This window comes from Streptomyces sp. AV19, assembly GCF_015999245.1.
Lineage (GTDB): Bacteria > Actinomycetota > Actinomycetes > Streptomycetales > Streptomycetaceae > Streptomyces.
Genome location: NZ_JAEAMR010000003.1, coordinates 14,857 through 36,003 on the forward strand (window position 1 = coordinate 14,857; position 21,147 = coordinate 36,003).

Genomic DNA, 21,147 nt, shown 5'->3' on the forward strand with positions numbered 1-21,147 from the left:
GGAAGGGACAACGCGTACGTATGAGTGCTCAAGGCGGGACCAAGGCCATCGTCGCCGCGCTGGGGGCCAATCTGGCCATCGCCGCGGCGAAGTTCGTCGCCTTCGCGTTCAGCGGGTCGTCGTCGATGCTCGCCGAAGGCGTGCACTCGGTCGCCGACTCCGGCAACCAGGCGCTGCTGCTGCTCGGCGGGAAGAAGGCCCGGCGGGCGGCGAGCGAGGAGCACCCCTTCGGATACGGCCGCGAGCGCTACGTCTACGGTTTCCTCGTCTCCATCGTCCTGTTCACCATCGGCGGCGTCTTCGCGCTCTACGAGGGCTACGAGAAGATCAAGGAGCCGCACGAGCTGGACAACTGGTACTGGCCGGTCGGTGTGCTCGTCTTCGCCGTGATCGCGGAGGGCTTCTCCTTCCGCACGGCGGTCAAGGAGTCGAACGAGCTGCGCGGCCGGCAGTCGTGGGGCCAGTTCGTCCGCACGGCCAAGGCGCCCGAGCTCCCCGTGGTCCTGCTGGAGGACCTCGGCGCGCTGGTCGGTCTCGTCCTCGCGCTGCTCGGCGTCACCCTGACCGTCGCGACCGGCGACGGGGTCTGGGACGGCATCGGCACCCTGTGCATCGGTGCCCTGCTCGTCCTGATCGCCCTGGTCCTGGCCGCCGAGACGAAGTCGCTGCTCCTGGGCGAGGCGGCCGGCCCCGAGCAGGTCGCCCGGATCCGGGCCGCGGCCGTCGACGGTGAGACGGTGACCGGCGTCATCCACATGCGCACGCTGCACCTGGGCCCCGAGGAACTGCTCGTCGCGGCCAAGATCGCGGTGCCTCACGACGAGACCGCGGCCCAGGTGGCCCGCGCCATCGACGCGGCCGAGTCGCGCATCCGCGAGGCGGTCCCCATCGCCCGCGTCATCTACCTGGAGCCCGACGTCTACAGCGAGAAGGCGGCAGCCGCGGGCCCGGACCCGGCGGCGACGCCGGGCGGCCCGGGGCCGGAGGCGGCCTGAGCGCCGAGGGCGGCAACTGAGGGGCGGAGCACGTGCCTTGTCGGCCCCGCTCCGCCCTTTCGCTGTTTCTCCTGCGACTCGCCTGCGACTCGCCGCTCTGTCCGCACCGCTTGCTGGGCGATGAGGCTGTGATCCCTGCACCCCGGAAGCGGGGGTGGGTAGTTCAGCCTCCGGCGTTTGAGGACGAACGCGGCAAAGCCGCATTGTGGGGCCCGGGGCCTCGCCCCGGAGGAAACGGTGAAAGGGCGGGGCTGGGGAAACCACCCCACGCGCACACATCGCACCCGTCACCGAATCTCCGACAGAACCCCCAGAATCGCCCCCACCCCCACCGCCCCCGTCAACCGCCGCCGGAACCCCGGATCCATCAACCGCCGCGCCAGCGCCGCCAGGATCCGCAGATGCTCATCCGCCGCCGCCCCGCGCGGCACCGCGATGAGGAAGAGCAACCGTGCCGCGGTGCCGTCCGGGGATCCCCAGGCCACCCCCGCCTCCGACCGCGCGAACGCGACGACCGGCGCCTCCACCGCATCGGACCAGGCGTGCGGGATCGCCACCCCCGCCCCGAACCCGGTGGTGCCCCGCCCCTCCCGCCGCAGCACATCGGCGACGAGGGCATCGACGTCCGTGACACCACCCCCCTCGGCGAGCAACTCGGTCAGCTCCCGGATCGCCTCCTCCTTGTCGCGTGCGGCCAGCCACGGTCGCACCGTCCGCTCGTCCAGCCGCCCGGACAGCACCGCGGCCGGCTCGGCCGACCTCGCCGGCGAGGGGGCAGCCGGTCGCCGCTCCCGCCCGTCCCCGCCCCTGGCCGGGACAGCCGGCACAGGCGCGGACACGGACGGAGCCGCCCGCCCGAGCGACATCAACGTGACAGTCGCCAGCCCCGTCACCACCGTCCCCACCGCCACCGCGATCAAGAACATCGGCACGCCCCCCACCACCCCCAGTGCCGCCACCACCGGCCCTCCGTGCGGCACCCCGTCCGTGACCGCCCCGAGCCCCGCGACCGCACCCGCCACCCCGCCGCCCAGCATGTTCGCCGGGATCACCCGGGCGGGCCGGGCCGCGGCGAACGGAATCGCCCCCTCCGTGAGGCCGAACAGCCCCATGAACAGCGCTGCCAACCCCGCCTCCCGTTCCTGCGCGCGGAACAGCCCGCGCCGCAGCAGCGTCGCCAGGCCCTGCCCGAGCGGTGGTACCGGGATCGCCACCGCGCACATCCCCATGACCTCGGGATTCCTGGGGATGAGCCCGGCCGCGAAGAGGAAGGCCGTCTTGTTCACGGGCCCGCCCATGTCGAACGCGATCATCAGCCCCACGAGCACCCCGAGCACCACCACACTCGCCCCGGTCAGCCCGCCGAGCCAGTCGGTGAGGCGCTCGAAGACCCAGGAGACCGGCTGGCCCAGGACATAGACGAAGAACAACCCCAACGCCGAGGTCGCCGCCACCGGGATGACGATGATCGGCATGATCGGCCGGACGAACCCGGGGACCGCGATCCGCCTGATCCCCAGCACCAGCCACCCGGCGAGGAACCCCGTGGCGATGGCCCCGATGAAGCCCGCGCCCGACCGCGAGTCGTACAGCGCGCCGTGGTCGGCGAGCCAGCCGCCCGCCATCCCGGGCACGAGCGCCGTCCGGTCGGCGACGGCGTAGGCGATGTAGCCGGAGAGCACCGGCAGCATCAGCGTGAACCCGATGCCCCCGATGTCGTGGAGATGCTGCCAGAGCGATCCCTCGGGCAGCACCAGCCCGCTCGGCCCCGGGTGCCCGCCCAGGGCCAACGACACGGCGATCAGCAGGCCGCCGACCACGACGAACGGGATCATGTACGACACGCCCGTCATCAGCGCCCGGTAGCCGACCACGCCCCAGGGCCTCCGTCGGCCGGGCCGGCCCGCCCGGTGGACGGGGGCGGTGCGCACGCGCTCGATCAGCCGCTCGGGATGGTCGATGCCCTCGGTCACGCCGGTGACCAGCACCCGCTTGCCGTCGAAGCGGCCAAGGTCCACGTCCTTGTCGGCCGCCACGACGATCCCGTCGGCCTCTTCGATGTCGCGCGAGGTGAGGACGTTCTCGGCCCCGACGGCCCCCTGGGTCTCCACCTTGATCTCATGGCCCAGCGCACGGGCGGCCTGGGTCAGCCTCTCCGCCGCCATATAGGTATGGGCGATGCCGGTGGGACAGGCGGTGACGGCGAGCAGTTTGAGCCGTTGCCCGCCGGTCCCGGCACTGTCCCCTGTGTCTCCGTCCCCGCGGGATCCCGCGTCCTCGGGGGGACCGGCCGGACTGGTCACGCGGGCCCTCCTCTCCATCGTCCGCCGGATCCCTCCGGACAGTGCACGTCTGGTCGCATTGTGTTACGAATTGGGGTCGCAGTGTGGCGATGCCCGCTCCGGTCGGCGTGGCAGCGCAGTCCGGAACCGTTCGCTCCGCGGATCGGGCCCCGGAAGGGGCTGGGGCTCGGCGCACGGTGCGGTGTAGATTCGGACCCGGTGCCAGACGTCGCTGCTGATGGCGGTCGGGCGGTTCGCACGACGGACCGGCCGAGGGAGAGAGGGCCTCCGACGGACTGCGCTGCGGCCAGGTGTGACGCGCGGGAGCCTCAGGGAGCGGAAGCCTCATGGAGACCGTCGCGCACGCGACCTGTCCGTCGCACGGCCGTACCCATCCCTCGCTCGCCCTTCAGGAGGAGCAGCCCGTATGACCACCACCTCCACCAGCCAGGACTTCAAGGTCGCGGACCTTTCCCTGGCGGCATTCGGCCGTAAGGAAATCACCCTCGCCGAGCACGAGATGCCCGGTCTGATGGCGATCCGCAAGGAGTACGCGGAGGCGCAGCCGCTGGCGGGCGCCCGCATCACCGGCTCGCTGCACATGACGGTGCAGACGGCGGTGCTGATCGAGACGCTGGTGGCGCTGGGCGCGAAGGTGCGCTGGGCGTCGTGCAACATCTTCTCCACCCAGGACCACGCCGCCGCGGCCATCGCGGTGGGCCCGAACGGTACGCCGGAGAACCCCCAGGGCGTGCCCGTCTTCGCCTGGAAGGGCGAGACGCTGGAGGAGTACTGGTGGTGCACGGAGCAGGCGCTGACCTGGGCGGACTCCCCGACCGGCGGCCCGAACATGATCCTGGACGACGGCGGTGACGCCACTCTCCTGGTGCACAAGGGCGTCGAGTTCGAGAAGGCCGGCGCCGCGCCGGACCCGTCCACGGCGGACAGTGAGGAGTTCGCGCAGATCCTCACGCTGCTGAACCGCACGCTGACCGAGAATCCGCAGAAGTGGACCCAGCTGGCGTCGGAGATCCGCGGTGTCACCGAGGAGACCACGACCGGCGTCCACCGCCTCTACGAGATGCAGGCCAACGGCACGCTGCTCTTCCCGGCGATCAACGTCAACGACGCGGTGACGAAGTCGAAGTTCGACAACAAGTACGGCTGCCGGCACTCGCTCGTCGACGGCATCAACCGCGCCACCGACGTCCTGATCGGCGGCAAGGTCGCAGTGATCTGTGGCTACGGTGACGTCGGCAAGGGCTGTGCGGAGTCGCTCCGCGGCCAGGGCGCCCGCGTGATCGTCACCGAGATCGACCCGATCTGCGCCCTGCAGGCCGCGATGGACGGTTACCAGGTCGCCACCCTGGACGACGTCGTCGAGATCGCCGACATCTTCATCACGACGACCGGCAACAAGGACATCATCATGGCCTCGGACATGGCCAAGATGAAGCACCAGGCCATCGTCGGCAACATCGGCCACTTCGACAACGAGATCGACATGGCCGGTCTCGCGAAGACCCCCGGCATCGTGAAGGACGAGGTCAAGCCGCAGGTCCACACCTGGACCTACCCCGACGGCAAGGTCCTCATCGTGCTCTCCGAGGGGCGTCTGCTGAACCTGGGCAACGCCACCGGTCACCCGTCCTTCGTGATGTCGAACTCGTTCGCCGACCAGACCCTGGCGCAGATCGAGCTCTTCACGAAGCCCGAGTCCTACCCGACCGACGTCTATGTGCTGCCTAAGCACCTGGACGAGAAGGTTGCCCGCCTCCACCTGGACGCGCTCGGGGTGAAGCTGACGACGCTCCGCCCGGAGCAGGCGTCGTACATCGGCGTCAAGGTCGAGGGCCCGTACAAGCCCGACCACTACCGTTACTGACGATCGCACCCGTGCCGGCAACACCGGCACGAGCAACGTCAGCAGCCGGTGAACCCACCGGCCGGCCAGGCCCCCGCCCCTGCGGCGGGGGCCTGGCCCGTTCGCTTCAAGGAACTCACCATGCCCCGCGGCCGCTACTCGCTCCACGATCCGCACGATCGCACCCCCCTCGGTGACGAACACTTCCAGTGCGCTGCCGGTCCCTCCGGCTGGCGCTACGTCTCCACGATCACCACTCCGTCCGGCGAGCGGACCGGATCCGCCGATCTCTCCATCGACGCCCTCGGCCGGCCCATCCGCCTCCAGCTCCGGTCCGCCGACTGGCAGGTGCGGGCAGCGCTGGTCGACGGCGTGACCTGGGTCCGCACGGACCCGTCGGGTGAACACGCCACCGAGGGCAATGTCCGCGCGCACGGTTTCACCGGCGCTTCCCCCGCCTTCTACGTGGCCCTCGCCCGTCTGCTCCGTCTCGCCCCCGGCGGCTCCCCGACCCGCGTCCGCCTGGTGGCCTTCACCGCCCCCGTCCTCGCCCCCCTCACCGTCGACCAGTCGTGGGCCTTGGTCGGAAGGACACCACACCCCACTGACAACGGGGTGCTGGAGGTGGACGAGTACCAGGTCAGCGCCCTGGACACGGGGGAGCGGCACACCGTCCACCTCGCCGGCGACGTGGTCCTGTCGGCTCCGGGCATCGAGCTGGAGGACCTGGAGAGTCCGCCGACAGTCTTCGACTGAGGGGGGAGTGTGCAACGGGGGCACGGGGCCTGGTAAGGTTCTTTTTGCCCCGAGAGAACCGTTGACACGGATCGATCGGGGAGGTAGATTCAAACGGTTGAGGCGGCTGGACCAAGCCGCAATCAGCAGGTAGTATCTACAACGCTTCACGCAGTGACCGATCGGTCGCTCCGAATCGAAGCACCTCGACTCCTTATCGGAAGCGAAAAGCCGATGTGAATCGGCTCGCCTCGAATCTGATAAAGTCGGAATCGCCGGAAAGCGAAAGCGAGAAGGCGAACCCCGCTCCGACAGGGGGCCGGAAACGAGAAATCGGGTCTGGTAAGGTTGGAACCGAACTAAATTTGATAAAGCCGTAGGCCCCGTACCGTGAAAACGGTCCGGGGCCCACGGCTTTTTTGCGTTGCCAGGAAGAGGGCTTTGGGCCCCGTCGAAGTGGTTCTGCCCGCCTGCCCGCCTGCCCGCCTCCGGAGAGGCGGGCAGAAGTGTTCAGGCAACCGGCCCCTGGCCGGCAGCGCGAATGAGTTCCACATCCAGGGACTCCCGGCGAATGCGCTGGTCCATGTAAATCAGCGCCGTCACACCGGCCGTGAAAGGCAGTGTGAGGGTGGAACTGATGACGGCTCCCACACCCATAATGATCACGGAAGTCCAGCTGAACGAAGCAGCGGATTCAAGATCACCAGCGGCAATCAATTGAATGATGCCCACCGGTATCTCCACGATCATGGCCACTGCGAAAAGGAGCAGCAACGCCAGGATCTGTACTCCGAATATCCGCCACCAGGCGCCACGGACCAGCTTCGCGCTGCGTCGCATGGATGCGATCACGCCCTGCTTTTCCAGCACCAGGGTCGGCGCCGCGAGACAGTAGCGGATCCAGAGCCACATCGTCCCTGCCATCCCCGCCAGGGCACCGAAGAGGACGAGAGCCGCGCCGACGGGCTCCGCCCCGGCCGCATAGAGCAGCAGGCCCGGGGCTGTGGCCAGGGCGAGGACGCCCACCATCAGCAGCGGAATGAGGCAGAGCAGCCCGGCCATGCGCGCCAGCTGCGGGCGGGAACTCCGCCACGCCTCGCCGGCCGTGATGGACTGCCCGAGGACGGCACGGCTGACCACCATGGTCAGCATCGTCGCCGCGATGATCGAGCCGATGAGTCCGATCACCATGGTGACGCCCATGGAGCCCATGCTGTCGCCCATGGCCTCCAGCACCCGCCGGGGACTGGGGTTGTCCCTGAGGCTCTCCAGAGCCTCGCTGTCCTGCCGCCACAGACCGGTGACCACGGTGGTCACGGCCTGGGTGCCGAGGGCGATGCCGAGGGAGACGGGCAGGACGGTCCGCCAGTGTTTGAGCATCGTGGTGAGCGAGCCCTGGAGGATCTCGCCGATGCCGAGCGGACGCAGGGGGATGACGCCCGGCTGGGGCGCGCGGGGCGGGGGAGCCCAGGGCTGGTGGCCCCAGCCCCGGCCGGGCTGCTGCCAGCCGGGAGGCGGGGGGCCGGAGGGGGAGGGTCCGGGCGAGCCCGGGCCCGGAGAGTCGTTCATGTTCTGTCGCTCCTTCTGGGCCCGCTTGCCGTTCCGGCCGTCGAGCCATACGCAAAGCCGTTACACAAACATCGTGTCACGGTGCCTGTCGCACGCTGTGGGCTCGTAAGGGGGAGAGCGCGCGGGGTGGCCTTCAAGAGTCGGGCCGCCAGGGGCAGACTGGGTGAATGGCCGATCAGTACGCGCTCCGCACGGACGCCGCCGGTTATCCCGTCTCCGCCGCTCTGCGCTGGGAGGAGCCGCCCGAAGGCCCTGTGATCGTTCTGCTGGACCAGCGTCGCCTGCCCGCCGAGGAGGTCGAGCTGGTCTGTACGGATGTGCCGGCCCTGGTCGAGGCGATACGTACGCTCGCGGTGCGTGGCGCCCCGCTGCTCGGTGTGGCGGGTGCGTACGGTGTGGCGCTCGCGGCGGTTCGGGGCTTCGACGTCGAGGAATCCGCCACGATGCTGGCCCATACCCGACCCACCGCCGTCAACCTCGCGCTCGGGGTCGGGCGGGCCCTGGAGGCGTACCGGGCGGCCGTGAAGGGCGGCGCCGACGCCCGGCGGGCGGGGGAGGCCGCCCTCGCCGAGGCGCGTGCGGTCCACCGGGAGGACGCCCGGGCCAGTTCTCTGATGGCCCGCCATGGGGTGGAGCTGCTCGACGAGTTGCTGCCCGGTGGGGCGTATCAGATCCTGACGCACTGCAACACGGGTTCCCTCGTCTCCGGCGGGGAGGGCACCGCGTTCGGCGTGGCCCGGGCCGTTCACGAGGCGGGGCGGCTGAGGCGCCTGTGGGTGGACGAGACGCGGCCGCTGCTCCAGGGCGCCCGGTTGACGGCGTACGAGGCGGCGCGCGCCGGAATGGCGTACACGGTGCTGACCGACAACGCCGCGGGTTCGCTGTTCGCGTCCGGTGACGTGGACGCCGTGCTCATCGGGGCAGACCGGATCGCGGCCGATGGTGCGGTGGCCAACAAGGTGGGCAGCTATCCGCTCGCCGTGCTGGCCCGCTACCACCACGTGCCGTTCGTCGTCGTGGCCCCCTGTACGACCGTGGATCCCGGGACGGGGGACGCGACGGGCATCGAGGTGGAGCAGCGGCCCGGCCACGAAGTCACGGAATTCCCCGCGTCCCTCCCGGCGGCGCCCGAGGCCGGGGCCGCGCCCACGGTGGGAGTGGCCGTGGCGCCGCCCGGAGCGCAGGCGTACAACCCTGCGTTCGACATCACACCGCCCGAGCTCGTGACCGCGATTGTCACGGAAAACGGGGTTGTTTCCCCCGTGACCGAGGGCGGTCTGGCGGAGCTGTGTGCCAGGTCACGATCGGGTAATGGGATGATGTCGATATGAAGGGACGCGTCCTTGTCGTCGACGACGACACCGCACTGGCCGAGATGCTCGGAATCGTGCTGCGTGGTGAAGGTTTCGAGCCGTCGTTTGTATCCGACGGCGACAAGGCACTCGCCGCATTTCGCGAGGCCAAACCGGATCTTGTATTGCTCGATCTGATGCTGCCCGGGCGGGACGGTATCGAGGTGTGCCGGCTGATCCGCGCCGAATCCGGCGTGCCGATCGTGATGCTGACCGCCAAGAGCGACACGGTCGACGTGGTGGTCGGTCTGGAGTCCGGCGCGGACGACTACATCGTCAAGCCGTTCAAGCCGAAGGAGCTGGTGGCCCGGATCCGGGCCCGCCTGCGCAGATCGGAGGAGCCGGCGCCGGAGCAGCTGACGATCGGCGACCTCGTCATCGACGTGGCGGGCCACTCCGTCAAGCGCGACGGCCGGGCGATCGCCCTGACGCCGCTGGAGTTCGACCTGCTGGTGGCCCTGGCCCGCAAGCCCTGGCAGGTGTTCACCCGTGAGGTGCTCCTGGAACAGGTGTGGGGCTACCGGCACGCGGCCGACACGCGGCTGGTCAACGTGCACGTGCAGCGACTGCGCTCGAAGGTGGAGAAGGACCCCGAGCGTCCGGAGATCGTGGTGACGGTCCGCGGCGTCGGCTACAAGGCCGGGCCGAGCTGACGTGACCGAGCGCGGTGCCGCTCCGGAGCGGAGCGCGGGGCGGCCCGCCGAGACAGCGGGCGGCATATCTCTCTTCCGCCGGCTGTGGCGCGCCGGGCTGTTGCTGCCCGACGGCGCCGCCGCGCCCGTCCATCCGGTGCTGCGGCTGTACGCGCGCTGGGTGCGGCGGCCGCTGCTGCCCGCACTGCGGCTGTGGCGGCGAAACATGCAGTTGCGGGTGGTCGTCACGACGCTGCTGATGTCGCTGGGCGTGGTGCTGCTGCTGGGGCTCGTCGTCATCGGGCAGGTGCGCAACGGCCTGTTGGAGGCCAAGCGCAACGCCGCGCAGAGCCAGGCGGAGGGCGGCTTCAAGGCGGCCCGGGACGCGGCCGACGCGGGTGCGACCGGTGCCGACGGCGGAGGCCAGGACGCCTCCCGCGCGGGCGGGCGGAACCCGGACCCCGGTGCCTGGCTGACCGGGCTCGTCCAGCAGCTCGCCAGCGGCGGCCAGGGCGTGTACCACGTGGTGGCGCTCAGCGAGGGCGGTACGGACCCCACGCACGTGGGCACCCGCGGTCCGCGCGCCTCCGGGGACATTGATCCGGAGCACAGCATTCCGCAAGATCTGCGCCGCAAGCTGGAGACCCAGTCCGGGGCGTACGAGGAGCCGACCTCGATCAAGCGCAACGCCTCCGACGAGGGGGAGCCCGCGCTGGTCGTCGGCAAGCGGCTCTACGACGTCAACGGCAAGTCGTACCAGCTCTACTACCTCTTCCCGTTCACGCAGGAGGAGAAGTCGCTGAGCCTGGTCAAGGGCACGCTCGCGACGGCGGGGGTGTTCCTCGTCGTGCTGCTCGGGGCCATCGCCTGGCTGGTCGTGCGGCAGATCGTCACGCCCGTGCGGATGGCCGCGAGTATTTCCGAGCGGCTCGCCGCAGGGGTGCTCCAGGAGCGGATGAAGGTCAGCGGCGAGGACGACATCGCCCGGCTCGGCGAGTCGTTCAACAAGATGGCGCAGAACCTCCAGGTGAAGATCCAGCAGTTGGAGGAGCTGTCGCGGATGCAGCGGCGGTTCGTCTCCGACGTGTCGCACGAGCTGCGGACGCCGCTGACCACCGTCCGGATGGCGGCGGAGGTCATTCACGAGGCGCGGGACGGCTTCGATCCGGTCACGGCGCGCTCCGCGGAGTTGCTGTGCGGGCAGCTGGACCGCTTCGAGTCGCTGCTGGCCGATCTGCTGGAGATCAGCCGGTTCGACGCGGGCGCGGCCGCCCTGGAGGCGGAGCCGGTCGACCTGCGGGACGTGGTGAACCGGGTGATCGAGGGCGCGCTGCCGCTGGCGGAGCGCAAGGGCAGCCGGCTGCTCGTGGAGGGCGCGGAGGAGCCGGTGGTCGCGGAGGCGGATTCCCGGCGCGTGGAGCGGGTGCTGCGCAACCTCGTCGTCAACGCCGTGGAGCACGGGGACGGGCGGGACGTGGTCGTGCGGCTGGCGATGGCCGGCGGCGCGGTCGCGGTGGCCGTCCGGGACTACGGCGTCGGGCTCAAACCGGGCGAGGCGACGCGGGTGTTCAACCGTTTCTGGCGTGCCGATCCGGCTCGTGCCCGGACGACGGGCGGCACCGGCCTGGGCCTGTCCATCGCGGTGGAGGACGCGCGGCTGCACGGCGGCTGGCTGCAGGCATGGGGCGAGCCGGGCGGCGGATCGCAGTTCCGGCTGACGCTGCCGTGCGCGGCGGGCGGCGCGCTGCGCGGCTCGCCCATCCCGCTGGAGCCCGCGGATTCGCGGCGCAACCTGGGGCTGAACGAGGCGGGGGTGCCGCTGGCGCCCCCGCGGCGCGGCGCGTCCGTACCCCCGCAGACGCGGCAGGCCCCGCCGGCCGTGGACCCGGCGGCCCTGCCGGGCAACGGTGCGCGCGTGGTGGCCCGGCCGGGCGGTGCACCGGTGGACGGAAGCACGGGCGGCCAGGACCGGAGGCGGGCGTGAGGAGCATGAACAGCGGTGCCGGGTGCCGGCGGCCGGGCGTCGCGCTGCTGGTGGCGGTGGTGTGCGGTGGTCTGCTGGCCGGCTGTGCGTCGATGCCGGACAGCGGCGAGGTCGATTCCGTCGACTCCTCGCAGCGCGCGGACGCCGACGCGCAGGTGCGCGTCTACGGCGTGCCGCCGCGCAAGAACGAGCAGCCCGGGGAGCTCGTGAAGGGCTTCCTGGAGGCGACGACGAGCGACGAATCGGACTACGTCACCGCCCGGATGTACCTGGCGAAGCATGCCAGGCGGCAGTGGAACCCGACCGCGTCGACGACAGTGCTCTCGGAGATCCCGCAGGTGCAGGTGGAGGCCGGCGGCGGGGACCGGGACGCGGGGCTGACGGTCACCCTGACCGGCAAGCAGGTGGCGCAGGTGGACGCCCAGCACGCGTACCGGCCGGACGCCCGCTCGTACCGGCAGCGCATCCACCTCACGCGCGAGGACGGCGAGTGGCGGATCGACGCGCTGCCGACCGGCCTGGTGGTGGGTCTCTCGGACTTCCAGCGCATCTACCGGTCGGTCAACAAGTTCTACTTCGCGGACCCGGTGCCGGGCGTGGGCGGGAAGGCGCGGGACGTGCTCGTCGCCGACCCCGTCTATCTGCGCAAGCGGATAGACACTGTGACTTCGGCGGTGAAGGCGCTGCTCGACGGCCCCACAACCTGGCTGGACCCGGTGGCCGCCTCGGCCTTTCCGGCGGGCACGCGGCTGGAGGACGAGCGGCTGTCGCTCGACGACTCCAACAGCCTGAAGGTCCGCCTCAGCGCGCCGGCGGAGAAGGCCGGGCAGGACCAGTGCCTGCGGATGGCGGCGCAGCTCTTCTACACGGCGCAGGAGTCGGCGCGGGTCGACCGGGTGACGCTGCAGAGCAAGGACGAGACGCTGTGCTCGCTCAGCCGCGGCGACGCCCGCGCCTACGGGCCGGACCAGACCGCGGGGCGCCCCGACCGGCAGTACTTCCTCGACGAGCAGCACCGGCTGGCCGGTCTGGCGGACGGGGACGAGGAGCCGCGGCGGGTGCCCGGGCCGTTCGGCGCGGATGGCGGGCTGCAGTTGCGGTCGGTGGCGGTGGACCGAGCGGAGCGCCGCGCTGCGGGTGTGTCCCTCAATGGGCAGGCGCTGCATGTCGCGGACCTGGAGGCGGGGGCTTCGCCGGGCGAGGCGCGGCTGACGGTCCGCGGTGGATCGAAGTACGGGCTGACCACGCCGAGCTGGGCGCTGGGCGATCTGTGGGTGGCTGACCAGGATCCGGACCGTCCGCGGCTGCTGCGGCTTCGCGGTGGCACGGGGGCGCCCGAGGAGGTCCCGGTGGACGGGCTCAAGGGGCAGCGGATCACCGGGGTGCGGGTCGCGGCCGACGGGGTGCGGATCGCGCTGCTGGTGGCCGACGGTGACCGGTCGGTGCTGCGGCTGGGCCGGGTGGAGCGGCAGGGGAGCGGGGGGCTGTCGGTGCGGGAGCTGCGGTCGGTCGCGCCGAAGCTGGTGGACGTCGACGCGGTGTCGTGGGCCGGCGGGAGCCGGCTGCTGGTCGCGGGGAGTGAGCAGGGCGGGCTCCAGCAGGTGGAATTCATAGACACGGACGGCTCGCTGTCCAGCACGTCGGCGCTGCCGGGCATCACGGGTGTCGGGGGCGTGGCGGCGCCGGAGGGCGCGGGCAAGGCGCAGGCGGTGCTCGCCGAGCGGGACGGCGGCATCGTGCGGCTGTTGCCGGACACCAACTGGAAGCCTGTGGCGAAGGGCTCCGCGCCGGTCTACCCGGGGTAGGCCTGTGGATGGCCGCCACGATCCGTGTCCATGGGTTGCTCTGAGTTATCCACAGGGGTGGCGGTGGCCGGGCCGTGGCGGCAGAGTGGGCGCATGCGGGGGTGGTGGCGGGAGATCGCCGGCCTGGTGCTGCCGGCGGAGTGCGCGGGGTGCGGGGCCGGCCGGTGTGTGCTGTGCGAGGAGTGCCGCGAGGAGGTGAGGGGGCGGCCGCGGCGGGCGTGGCCGGAGCCGGTGCCCGACGGGCTTCCTCCGGTGTACGCGGCAGCGTGGTACGCGGACGCGGTGCGGGAGGTGCTGCTCGCGCACAAGGAGCGAGGGGCCCTGGTTCTGGCGGAGGCCCTGGGCGGCGCGCTGGCGGGTGCGGTGCTGAGGGCCGGTGCGGTTGGCCGGGCCCGGGACGGCGGGGACGCGGGTGCGCCCCTGATGCTCGTGCCGGTGCCTTCCGCGCGGTCGGCGGTGGCCCGGCGGGGGCACGATCCGGTGCGGCGGCTGGCCGCGGTGGCGGCCGGGGTGCTCAGGCGTGCCGGGGAGCGGGTGTGTGTGGCGGCGGTGCTGCGGCAGCGCCGGGCGGTCGCCGATCAGGTGGGGCTGGACGCCTCGGAGCGGTGCGCCAATGTCGCCGGAGCCATGGCGGCGGTCGGCGGGGTGGCCCGCCGGTGGTACGGGGACGCTCCGGTGGTGCTGGTGGACGATCTGATGACGACGGGCGCCTCGCTGATCGAGGCGGCCCGCGCGATCGGTGAGGCGGGCGGCAGGGTCGTGGGCGCGGCGGTGGTCGCGGTGCCGCCGCGGCGGGGGCGGCGCCTCTGAAGGGCGGGGCCGTGGCTGGACAGCAGCGAGCCGATGTCAAGTGGAACTGGCCGGTAACGCCCTTCGTTCTTCAGGGAAACGGGCGGAGAACACCTGAATGGAGGTACGCCGAGGTTAGGGGTACCGACGGGCTTCCGAGCGAGATATGTTCGGTTGTGAGGAATCGCAGGAGCTATGCCTCGTATCTCCGGAATGGCGCGTTTTGTGTGCCGTCGAAGAAGCTGGAGACGGGCGGGATGTAGATCTTGCAGCAGGGGGAGGAGGAGGTGAAACCGCCGTGTCGGTGGCTCCGGGCATCCCCGGGGTCTGATGCAAGAGGGATGCGCTCCGCATCGTCGGCGGAGTGATCCGGGAACGGAGTTCTGCGTGGACATCGTCGTCAAGGGCCGCAAGACAGAGGTGCCCGAGCGCTTTCGCAAGCACGTGGCCGAGAAGCTGAAGCTGGACAAGATCCAGAAGCTCGACGGCAAGGTGATCAGCCTCGACGTGGAGGTGTCCAAGGAGCCCAACCCCAGGCAGGCCGACCGCTCGGACCGAGTGGAGATCACCGTGCGCGGACGCGGACCGGTGATCCGGGCGGAAGCCGCCGCGACAGATCCCTACGCCGCGCTCGACCTGGCCACGGCCAAGCTGGAGGCGCGGCTGCGCAAGCAGCACGACAAGCGGCTCAGCCGCCGGGGCAACGGACGCATCCCGGCGAGCGAGGTCCCGGCCGCCGTCGGGGCCGCGGAGCTCGACTCGAGCGGCCGGCTCGTCACCGAGGAGACGGCCGGCGAGGTGCCGGTGACCCGCATGGGCTCGCTGGAGATCCGGGGCGAGGGCCCCGTCGTGGTCCGCGAGAAGACCCACACCGCCGCTCCGATGTCGCTCGATCAGGCGCTCTACGAAATGGAGTTGGTGGGTCACGACTTCTACCTGTTCGTCGACGCCGAGAACAAGACGCCGAGCGTCGTCTACCGGCGGCACGCCTACGACTACGGCGTCATCCACCTCAACACCGACGCGTTCGCCGAGGAGACGCCCGGCGGCGCGGGAGGGGCGCTCGGCGGCTGAGCCGGGCCCCGCGGCGCCCCGGCCGGCCGCGACACGCCACGGTGACGCGGAGCCGCGGGGAAGCTGTCCGTGACGGTGTCCCGGAGGCCGAGGGCCTCCGGGACACCGTTGTGCGGCCGTGGGAGCACCGGGCCGTCGTCCGGCATGGAATCATGGGCGGGCGGCAACGGCCGGTCCGCCGTGACCGGTTGGGACGCCGGCAGCAGTGCAACCGCGAGGCCACGGCCTTCAGGGGGAGGAACGATGGCGGACAGGTTCGGACCCGTCTCCGGGCCCGGTGAGGACGGCGCCGCGGGCGCCGCCGCGGAGCGGGCCGCGGGGGCTCCGCGGGACGAGCCGATCCGGGTGCTGGTCGTGGACGACCACGCGCTCTTCCGCCGCGGGCTGGAGATCGTCCTGGCCCACGAGGAGGACATCCTCGTCGTCGGCGAGGCCGGCGACGGGGCGGAGGCCGTGGACAAAGCCGCCGACCTGCTGCCCGACATCGTGCTGATGGATGTGCGCATGCCCCGGCGCGGCGGCATCGAGGCCTGCACCTCCATCAAGGAGGTGGCCCCCAGCGCGAAGATCATCATGCTGACGATCAGCGACGAGGAGGCCGACCTCTACGACGCGATCAAGGCGGGGGCCACCGGGTACCTGCTCAAGGAGATCTCCACCGACGAGGTGGCGACCGCCATCCGGGCGGTCGCCGACGGCCAGTCGCAGATCAGCCCCTCGATGGCGTCCAAGCTCCTGACCGAGTTCAAGTCGATGATCCAGCGCACCGACGAGCGGCGGCTGGTCCCGGCCCCCCGCCTCACGGACCGGGAGCTGGAGGTGCTCAAGCTCGTCGCCACGGGCATGAACAACCGTGACATCGCCAAGGAGTTGTTCATCAGCGAGAACACGGTGAAGAACCATGTGCGCAACATCCTGGAGAAGCTGCAGTTGCACTCCAGGATGGAAGCTGTGGTCTACGCGATGCGGGAGAAGATCCTGGAGATCCGCTGACTGTGCGGGTGCTCCCCCGATGGCGCTCCGGCTGGAGGCGGTGGCCTATGCGATGCGGGAGAAGATTCCCGAGAGCCGCTGAGGTCGTCCGCCGGAGGCCAGGGTCAGTCCAGGGCCTTCGTCAGCGCCTTCGCCAGGCCCGCGTCGTCGCACCGCTCCACGCGCACCGCGTCGCAGCCCACCCACTCCGCCGCCTCGCGCAGCGCCCGGGCCATCGGCGGCACCGCGGCGGCGCCGTCGAGCGAGACCTGCCGGGCCACCAGGGTCCGCCCTTCGCGGGCCGGGTCCACCCGGCCCATCAGCCGGCCGCCGGCCAGCAGCGGCATCGCGAAGTATCCGTGGACGCGCTTGGCCCTGGGCACGTACGCCTCCAGGCGGTGCGTGAAGCCGAAGATCCGCTCCGTGCGCGGCCTGTCCCAGACCAGTGAGTCGAAGGGGGACAGCAGCGTCGTGCGGTGCCGCCGGCCTTTCGCGGCGGACTCCTCGGCCAGCGCCTCCGGGTCGGCCCACGCCGGCCGTGACCAGCCCGCCACCTCGACCGGCACCAGACCCGTCTCCGCCACGACCGCGTCGACCTGCTCGCCCTTGAGCCGGTGGTAGTCCGCCAGGTCCGCCCGGGTGGCCACGCCCATCGCCGCCCCGGCCTGCGTCACCAGACGTCGTATGCACGCGGCGTCGTCCAGGTCGTCGTGGAGGAGGGCGTCGGGCACCGCGCGCTCCGCCAGGTCGTACACCCGCTTCCAGCCCCGGCGTTCGGTGCAGACGACCTCGCCGGTGTCCAGCAGCCACTCGACGGCGATCTTCGTCTCCGACCAGTCCCACCACGGCCCGCCGTTCTTCGCGCCGCCCAACTCGGTTGCCGTCAGCGGCCCCTCGGACCGGAGCCGGTCGCGCACCGCCGCGCAGGAGCGCTCGGGCTCCGCCATCACGTGCCAGCGGTGGCCGCGCGCCCGGAAGGCCCGCCGCCGGAAGGCGAACAGCGGCCACTCCTCGATGGGCAGCACGCACGCGGCGTGCGACCAGTACTCGAAGCCGTGCGCCGGCTGCGGTGCGCCCGCCCAGTACGCCCGCTCCACCGCCGTCCGGCCGACCGCGCCCAGCCGTGCGTACGGCACCAGTTCGTGCGAGCGGGCCAGCACCGAGATCGTGTCCAGCTGGACCGCCCCCAGCCGGCGCAGCACGCCGCGCACCCCCGCCCGGCGGTCGGGGGCCCCGAGCAGGCCCTGGGCGCGCAGCGCCATGCGGCGTGCCTCGTCGGCGGAGAGACGGACGGTGGCCCCAGGGCCCTTGGCAGCGGCGGCAGTTGTCATGCGGACACCCTAGGACCGGCCACTGACAACGCCCCTGGCCACCGACGACGTCCGGGTCAGCCGCGTTCCGGGTAGGGCAGGTACGGGGTCGGCGAGGGCAGGCCCAGGTCCGAGGGGAGCAGCGTCGCCGTCCAGGCGTCGCGGCGCGTCCCGTTGTGCACGATCAGGCCGCGCACGGTGCCCTGCATGCGGAACCCGCATCTGAGGGCGACCGCGCGCGAACCCGTGTTCCCCGCTTCGGCGATCCACTCCAGCCGCTCCGCGCCCAGATCCTCGAACGCCCAGCGCACGACCTCGCGGGCCGCTTCGGCGGTGTAGCCGCGCCCGCGCTGCTCCTTGGCGGTCCAGTAGCCGATCTCCGCCTGCCGGGCGGGCACGTCCAGAGCGAGCCGCATCAGGGCCATCGCACCGGCCAGCCGGCCCTCGTCCCGGGTGAACACGCCGAAGGTGTACGCGGTGTCGTCCCGCCAGCCCGCCGGACAGCTCTCCTCCACATAGGCGCGGGCGTGCCCGTCCGTGTACGGCGAAGGCACCGGTGTGTAGCGCGGGATCTCGGGATCCTGGCACGCGGCGTGCACGTCCGGGGCGTCCGACGGCAGGAAGGGGCGCAGCACCAGGCGCTCGGTCGTGAGGGATATCGCTTCCATGCGCGCAGAGAATGTCACAGGCGGGGAAACGGTCCGGCAACACCGTGCACCCCGGTTACCCCGGGCGGGCACTCCGCGCCCGCCCCGTTCGTTCATCGTGCGGGTGACAGCCGGTCTCGGAGATGACGGACCTCCCGGCGCGACGGGGTCCTCGCTTACGATGGCCGTTGCGGCGGGGACTGTCCCGTCGTGCCCGCGCACCCTCTCCCCGCCGGTGGCGGGGGACAGCCAGTGCCAGGCCCGACCGGCAAGGAGTCAGCCTACGTGTCCGTCTTCGGCAAGATCATGCGTGCAGGAGAAGGCAAGATCCTGCGCAAGCTGCACCGCATCGCGGACCAGGTCAATTCCATCGAAGAGGACTTCCTCCACCTCTCCGACGCCGAGCTGCGCGCCCTGACCGAGGAGTACAAGCAGCGCTACGCCGACGGCGAGAGCCTCGACGACCTGCTCCCGGAGGCGTTCGCGACCGTCCGCGAGGCCGCCAAGCGCGTGCTCGGCCAGCGCCACTACGACGTCCAGCTCATGGGCGGCGCCGCGCTGCACCTGGGATACGTGGCGGAGATGAAGACCGGTGAGGGAAAGACCCTCGTGGGCACCCTCCCCGCTTATCTGAACGCGCTCTCCGGCGACGGCGTGCACCTCATCACGGTCAACGACTACCTCGCCGAACGCGACTCGGAAATGATGGGCCGGGTCCACAAGTTCCTCGGTCTGTCGGTCGGCTGCATTCTGGCCAACATGACTCCGGCCCAGCGCCGCGAGCAGTACGGCTGCGACATCACCTACGGCACCAACAACGAATTCGGCTTCGACTACCTGCGCGACAACATGGCGTGGTCGAAGGACGAGCTGGTGCAGCGCGGCCACAACTTCGCGGTCGTCGACGAGGTCGACTCGATCCTCGTCGACGAGGCCCGTACGCCGCTGATCATCTCGGGCCCGGCGGACCAGGCCACCAAGTGGTACGGCGACTTCGCCAAGCTGGTCACGCGGCTCAAGCGGGGCGAGCCGGCCAACCCGCAGAAGGGCATCGAGGAGACCGGCGACTACGAGGTCGACGAGAAGAAGCGCACGGTCGGCATCCACGAGTCCGGCGTGGGCAAGGTCGAGGACTGGCTGGGCATCGACAACCTCTACGAATCGGTCAACACCCCGCTCGTCGGTTACCTCAACAACGCCATCAAGGCGAAGGAACTGTTCAAGAAGGACAAGGACTACGTCGTCATGGACGGCGAAGTCATGATCGTCGACGAGCACACCGGCCGTATCCTCGCCGGCCGCCGCTACAACGAGGGCATGCACCAGGCGATCGAGGCGAAGGAAGGGGTGGACATCAAGGACGAGAACCAGACCCTCGCCACGATCACCCTGCAGAACTTCTTCCGCCTCTACAACAAGCTTTCCGGAATGACCGGTACGGCCATGACCGAGGCCGCCGAGTTCCACCAGATCTACAAGCTCGGCGTGGTGCCGATCCCGACCAACCGTCCGATGCAGCGCATGGACCAGTCGGACCTGATCTACCGCACCGAGGTCGCGAAGTTCGACGCCGTCGTCGAGGACATCGCCGAGAAGCACGAGAAGGGCCAGCCGATCCTGGTCGGCACCACCTCCGTCGAGAAGTCCGAGTACCTCTCGCAGCAGTTGGCCAAGCGCGGCATCCCGCACGAGGTGCTCAACGCCAAGCACCACGAGCGCGAGGCGCAGATCGTCGCCCAGGCCGGCCGCAAGGGCGCCGTCACCGTGGCCACCAACATGGCCGGCCGCGGTACGGACATCAAGCTCGGCGGCAACCCCGACGATCTCGCCGAGGCGGAGCTGCGCCAGCGCGGCCTCGACCCGGAGGAGCACATCGACGAGTGGGCGGCCGCGCTGCCCGCCGCCCTCGAGAAGGCCGAGGCCGCGGTCAAGGCCGAGTTCGAGGAGGTCAAGTCGCTCGGCGGGCTCTACGTGCTGGGCACCGAGCGGCACGAGTCGCGCCGCATCGACAACCAGCTGCGCGGCCGCTCCGGCCGTCAGGGCGACCCGGGCGAGTCCCGCTTCTACCTCTCGCTGGGCGACGACCTGATGCGGCTGTTCAAGGCGCAGATGGTCGAGCGCGTGATGGCCATGGCCAACGTCCCCGACGACGTGCCGATCGAGAACAAGATGGTCACCCGGGCCATCGCCTCCGCCCAGTCGCAGGTCGAGCAGCAGAACTTCGAGACCCGCAAGAACGTCCTGAAGTACGACGAGGTCCTCAACCGCCAGCGCGAGGTCATCTACGGCGAGCGCCGGCGCGTCCTGGAGGGCGAGGATCTGCACGAGCACGTCCAGCACTTCATGGACGACACCATCGACGCCTACATCCAGGCGGAGACCGTCGAGGGCTTCGCGGAGGAGTGGGACCTGGAGCGGCTGTGGGGCGCTTTCAAGCAGCTCTACCCGGTGCGGGTCACCATCGAGGAGCTGGAGGAGGCCGCGGGCGACCGCGCGGGCCTGACCGCCGAGTTCATCGCCGAGTCCGTCAAGGACGACGTGCTCGAGCAGTACGCGGCGCGCGAGGAGCAGCTGGGCTCCGACATCATGCGCGAGCTGGAGCGCCGCGTGGTGCTGTCGGTGCTGGACCGCAAGTGGCGCGAGCACCTCTACGAGATGGACTACCTCCAGGAGGGCATCGGCCTGCGTGCCATGGCCCAGAAGGACCCGCTGGTCGAGTACCAGCGCGAGGGCTTCGACATGTTCACCGCGATGATGGAGGGCATCAAGGAGGAGTCCGTCGGCTACCTGTTCAACCTGGAGGTCCAGGTCGACCAGCAGCTGGAGGAGGTGCCGGTGCAGCCGGGCGCCGAGGCGCCGTCGCTGGAGAAGATCGAGGATGCCGTGCCCGCCGCGGCCCGTCCGGAGATCCGCGCCAAGGGCCTGGACGCCCCGCAGCGGCCGGACCGGCTGCACTTCTCCGCTCCCAAGGTGGACGGCGAGGGCGACATCGTCGAGGGCGACTTCGTCAGCGACGACAGCTCCTACCGCTCCCCGGCGGACGGCATGACCCGCGCGGAGCGCCGCAAGGCCCAGAAGAACGGTGGCGGCCGCCGCCGCAAGAAGTAGCGAGCGACGTACGACACGACCGCCGGGGG

Annotated in this window: 15 protein-coding genes; 11 read left to right on the forward strand and 4 right to left on the reverse strand. The window is 71.1% G+C overall.

What is annotated here, in order from left to right; translation table 11 throughout:
* Positions 1 to 20: 20 nt before the first annotated feature.
* A complete protein-coding gene (locus I5Q34_RS00140; protein ID WP_199889990.1) occupies positions 21 to 995 on the forward strand; it encodes a cation diffusion facilitator family transporter in 975 nt (324 codons plus the stop codon).
* 287 nt (positions 996 to 1,282) lie between these two features.
* Here the strand turns inward: I5Q34_RS00140 and I5Q34_RS00145 are convergent, their stop codons facing one another.
* On the reverse strand, positions 1,283 to 3,298 hold the full coding sequence (locus I5Q34_RS00145) for a fructose-specific PTS transporter subunit EIIC (RefSeq protein WP_277965270.1): 2,016 nt from the start codon (positions 3,296 to 3,298) through the stop codon (positions 1,283 to 1,285).
* Between the two features lie 406 nt (positions 3,299 to 3,704).
* Between I5Q34_RS00145 and ahcY the strand changes: the two genes are divergently transcribed.
* Positions 3,705 to 5,162: an adenosylhomocysteinase gene (ahcY, locus tag I5Q34_RS00150; protein WP_199889992.1), complete on the forward strand. Its 1,458-nt coding sequence runs from the start codon at positions 3,705 to 3,707 to the stop codon at positions 5,160 to 5,162.
* Positions 5,163 to 5,282: 120 nt separating this feature from the next.
* Complete coding sequence (locus I5Q34_RS00155; RefSeq protein WP_199889993.1) at positions 5,283 to 5,897, forward strand: hypothetical protein; 615 nt, start codon at positions 5,283 to 5,285, stop codon at positions 5,895 to 5,897.
* Between the two features lie 489 nt (positions 5,898 to 6,386).
* Here the strand turns inward: I5Q34_RS00155 and I5Q34_RS00160 are convergent, their stop codons facing one another.
* A complete protein-coding gene (locus I5Q34_RS00160) occupies positions 6,387 to 7,445 on the reverse strand; it encodes a glycerophosphoryl diester phosphodiesterase membrane domain-containing protein (protein WP_199889994.1) in 1,059 nt (352 codons plus the stop codon).
* Positions 7,446 to 7,612: 167 nt separating this feature from the next.
* Between I5Q34_RS00160 and mtnA the strand changes: the two genes are divergently transcribed.
* From mtnA to I5Q34_RS00195, 7 genes are all read left to right on the forward strand, one after another.
* Positions 7,613 to 8,776, forward strand: a complete 1,164-nt coding sequence (gene mtnA / locus I5Q34_RS00165; protein ID WP_199889995.1) for an S-methyl-5-thioribose-1-phosphate isomerase — start codon at positions 7,613 to 7,615, stop codon at positions 8,774 to 8,776.
* Positions 8,773 to 9,450 (forward strand): two-component system response regulator MtrA, encoded by a 678-nt coding sequence (mtrA, locus tag I5Q34_RS00170; RefSeq protein ID WP_199889996.1) that lies wholly within the window; start codon positions 8,773 to 8,775, stop codon positions 9,448 to 9,450. Before mtnA ends, mtrA begins: the two co-directional genes overlap by 4 nt.
* Position 9,451: 1 nt before the next feature.
* Positions 9,452 to 11,413, forward strand: coding sequence for an MtrAB system histidine kinase MtrB (mtrB, locus tag I5Q34_RS00175; protein WP_199889997.1), 1,962 nt, complete (start codon positions 9,452 to 9,454; stop codon positions 11,411 to 11,413).
* Positions 11,414 to 11,418: 5 nt separating this feature from the next.
* Positions 11,419 to 13,218: an LpqB family beta-propeller domain-containing protein gene (locus I5Q34_RS00180; protein ID WP_199889998.1), complete on the forward strand. Its 1,800-nt coding sequence runs from the start codon at positions 11,419 to 11,421 to the stop codon at positions 13,216 to 13,218.
* A 93-nt stretch (positions 13,219 to 13,311) separates the two neighbouring features.
* Positions 13,312 to 14,028, forward strand: a complete 717-nt coding sequence (locus I5Q34_RS00185; protein ID WP_199889999.1) for a ComF family protein — start codon at positions 13,312 to 13,314, stop codon at positions 14,026 to 14,028.
* 366 nt (positions 14,029 to 14,394) lie between these two features.
* A complete protein-coding gene (gene hpf / locus I5Q34_RS00190) occupies positions 14,395 to 15,081 on the forward strand; it encodes a ribosome hibernation-promoting factor, HPF/YfiA family (protein WP_374192938.1) in 687 nt (228 codons plus the stop codon).
* Positions 15,082 to 15,324: 243 nt separating this feature from the next.
* On the forward strand, positions 15,325 to 16,074 hold the full coding sequence (locus tag I5Q34_RS00195; protein ID WP_199890001.1) for a response regulator transcription factor: 750 nt from the start codon (positions 15,325 to 15,327) through the stop codon (positions 16,072 to 16,074).
* Between the two features lie 104 nt (positions 16,075 to 16,178).
* On the opposite strand, the gene I5Q34_RS00200 is transcribed toward I5Q34_RS00195, so the two are convergent.
* Together I5Q34_RS00200 and I5Q34_RS00205 are read right to left on the reverse strand one after the other, a co-directional pair.
* Positions 16,179 to 17,384: a winged helix-turn-helix domain-containing protein gene (locus tag I5Q34_RS00200; protein WP_199890002.1), complete on the reverse strand. Its 1,206-nt coding sequence runs from the start codon at positions 17,382 to 17,384 to the stop codon at positions 16,179 to 16,181.
* Positions 17,385 to 17,440: 56 nt separating this feature from the next.
* Positions 17,441 to 18,031 carry a GNAT family N-acetyltransferase gene (locus tag I5Q34_RS00205; RefSeq protein ID WP_199890003.1) on the reverse strand — a complete coding sequence of 197 codons (591 nt, stop codon included), beginning with the start codon at positions 18,029 to 18,031 and terminating at the stop codon, positions 17,441 to 17,443.
* 264 nt (positions 18,032 to 18,295) lie between these two features.
* Between I5Q34_RS00205 and secA the strand changes: the two genes are divergently transcribed.
* The gene (gene secA, locus I5Q34_RS00210) at positions 18,296 to 21,118 is read left to right on the forward strand and encodes a preprotein translocase subunit SecA (RefSeq protein WP_199890004.1); all 2,823 of its coding nucleotides are present in this window, start codon (positions 18,296 to 18,298) and stop codon (positions 21,116 to 21,118) included.
* Positions 21,119 to 21,147: the final 29 nt, after the last annotated feature.

What these genes read in the sequence shown, in the direction of transcription:
- I5Q34_RS00155 (WP_199889993.1), top strand. Translation starts at nt 5,283, where the DNA reads ATGCCCCGCGGCCGCTACTCGCTCCACGATCCGCACGATCGCACCCCC.
- I5Q34_RS00185 (WP_199889999.1), top strand. Translation starts at nt 13,312, where the DNA reads ATGCGGGGGTGGTGGCGGGAGATCGCCGGCCTGGTGCTGCCGGCGGAG.
- I5Q34_RS00140 (WP_199889990.1), top strand. Translation starts at nt 21, where the DNA reads ATGAGTGCTCAAGGCGGGACCAAGGCCATCGTCGCCGCGCTGGGGGCC.
- mtrA (WP_199889996.1), top strand. Translation starts at nt 8,773, where the DNA reads ATGAAGGGACGCGTCCTTGTCGTCGACGACGACACCGCACTGGCCGAG.
- I5Q34_RS00205 (WP_199890003.1), bottom strand. Translation starts at nt 18,031, where the DNA reads ATGGAAGCGATATCCCTCACGACCGAGCGCCTGGTGCTGCGCCCCTTC.
- I5Q34_RS00195 (WP_199890001.1), top strand. Translation starts at nt 15,325, where the DNA reads ATGGCGGACAGGTTCGGACCCGTCTCCGGGCCCGGTGAGGACGGCGCC.
- I5Q34_RS00160 (WP_199889994.1), bottom strand. Translation starts at nt 7,445, where the DNA reads ATGAACGACTCTCCGGGCCCGGGCTCGCCCGGACCCTCCCCCTCCGGC.
- I5Q34_RS00200 (WP_199890002.1), bottom strand. Translation starts at nt 17,384, where the DNA reads ATGACAACTGCCGCCGCTGCCAAGGGCCCTGGGGCCACCGTCCGTCTC.
- ahcY (WP_199889992.1), top strand. Translation starts at nt 3,705, where the DNA reads ATGACCACCACCTCCACCAGCCAGGACTTCAAGGTCGCGGACCTTTCC.
- mtnA (WP_199889995.1), top strand. Translation starts at nt 7,613, where the DNA reads ATGGCCGATCAGTACGCGCTCCGCACGGACGCCGCCGGTTATCCCGTC.
- I5Q34_RS00180 (WP_199889998.1), top strand. Translation starts at nt 11,419, where the DNA reads ATGAACAGCGGTGCCGGGTGCCGGCGGCCGGGCGTCGCGCTGCTGGTG.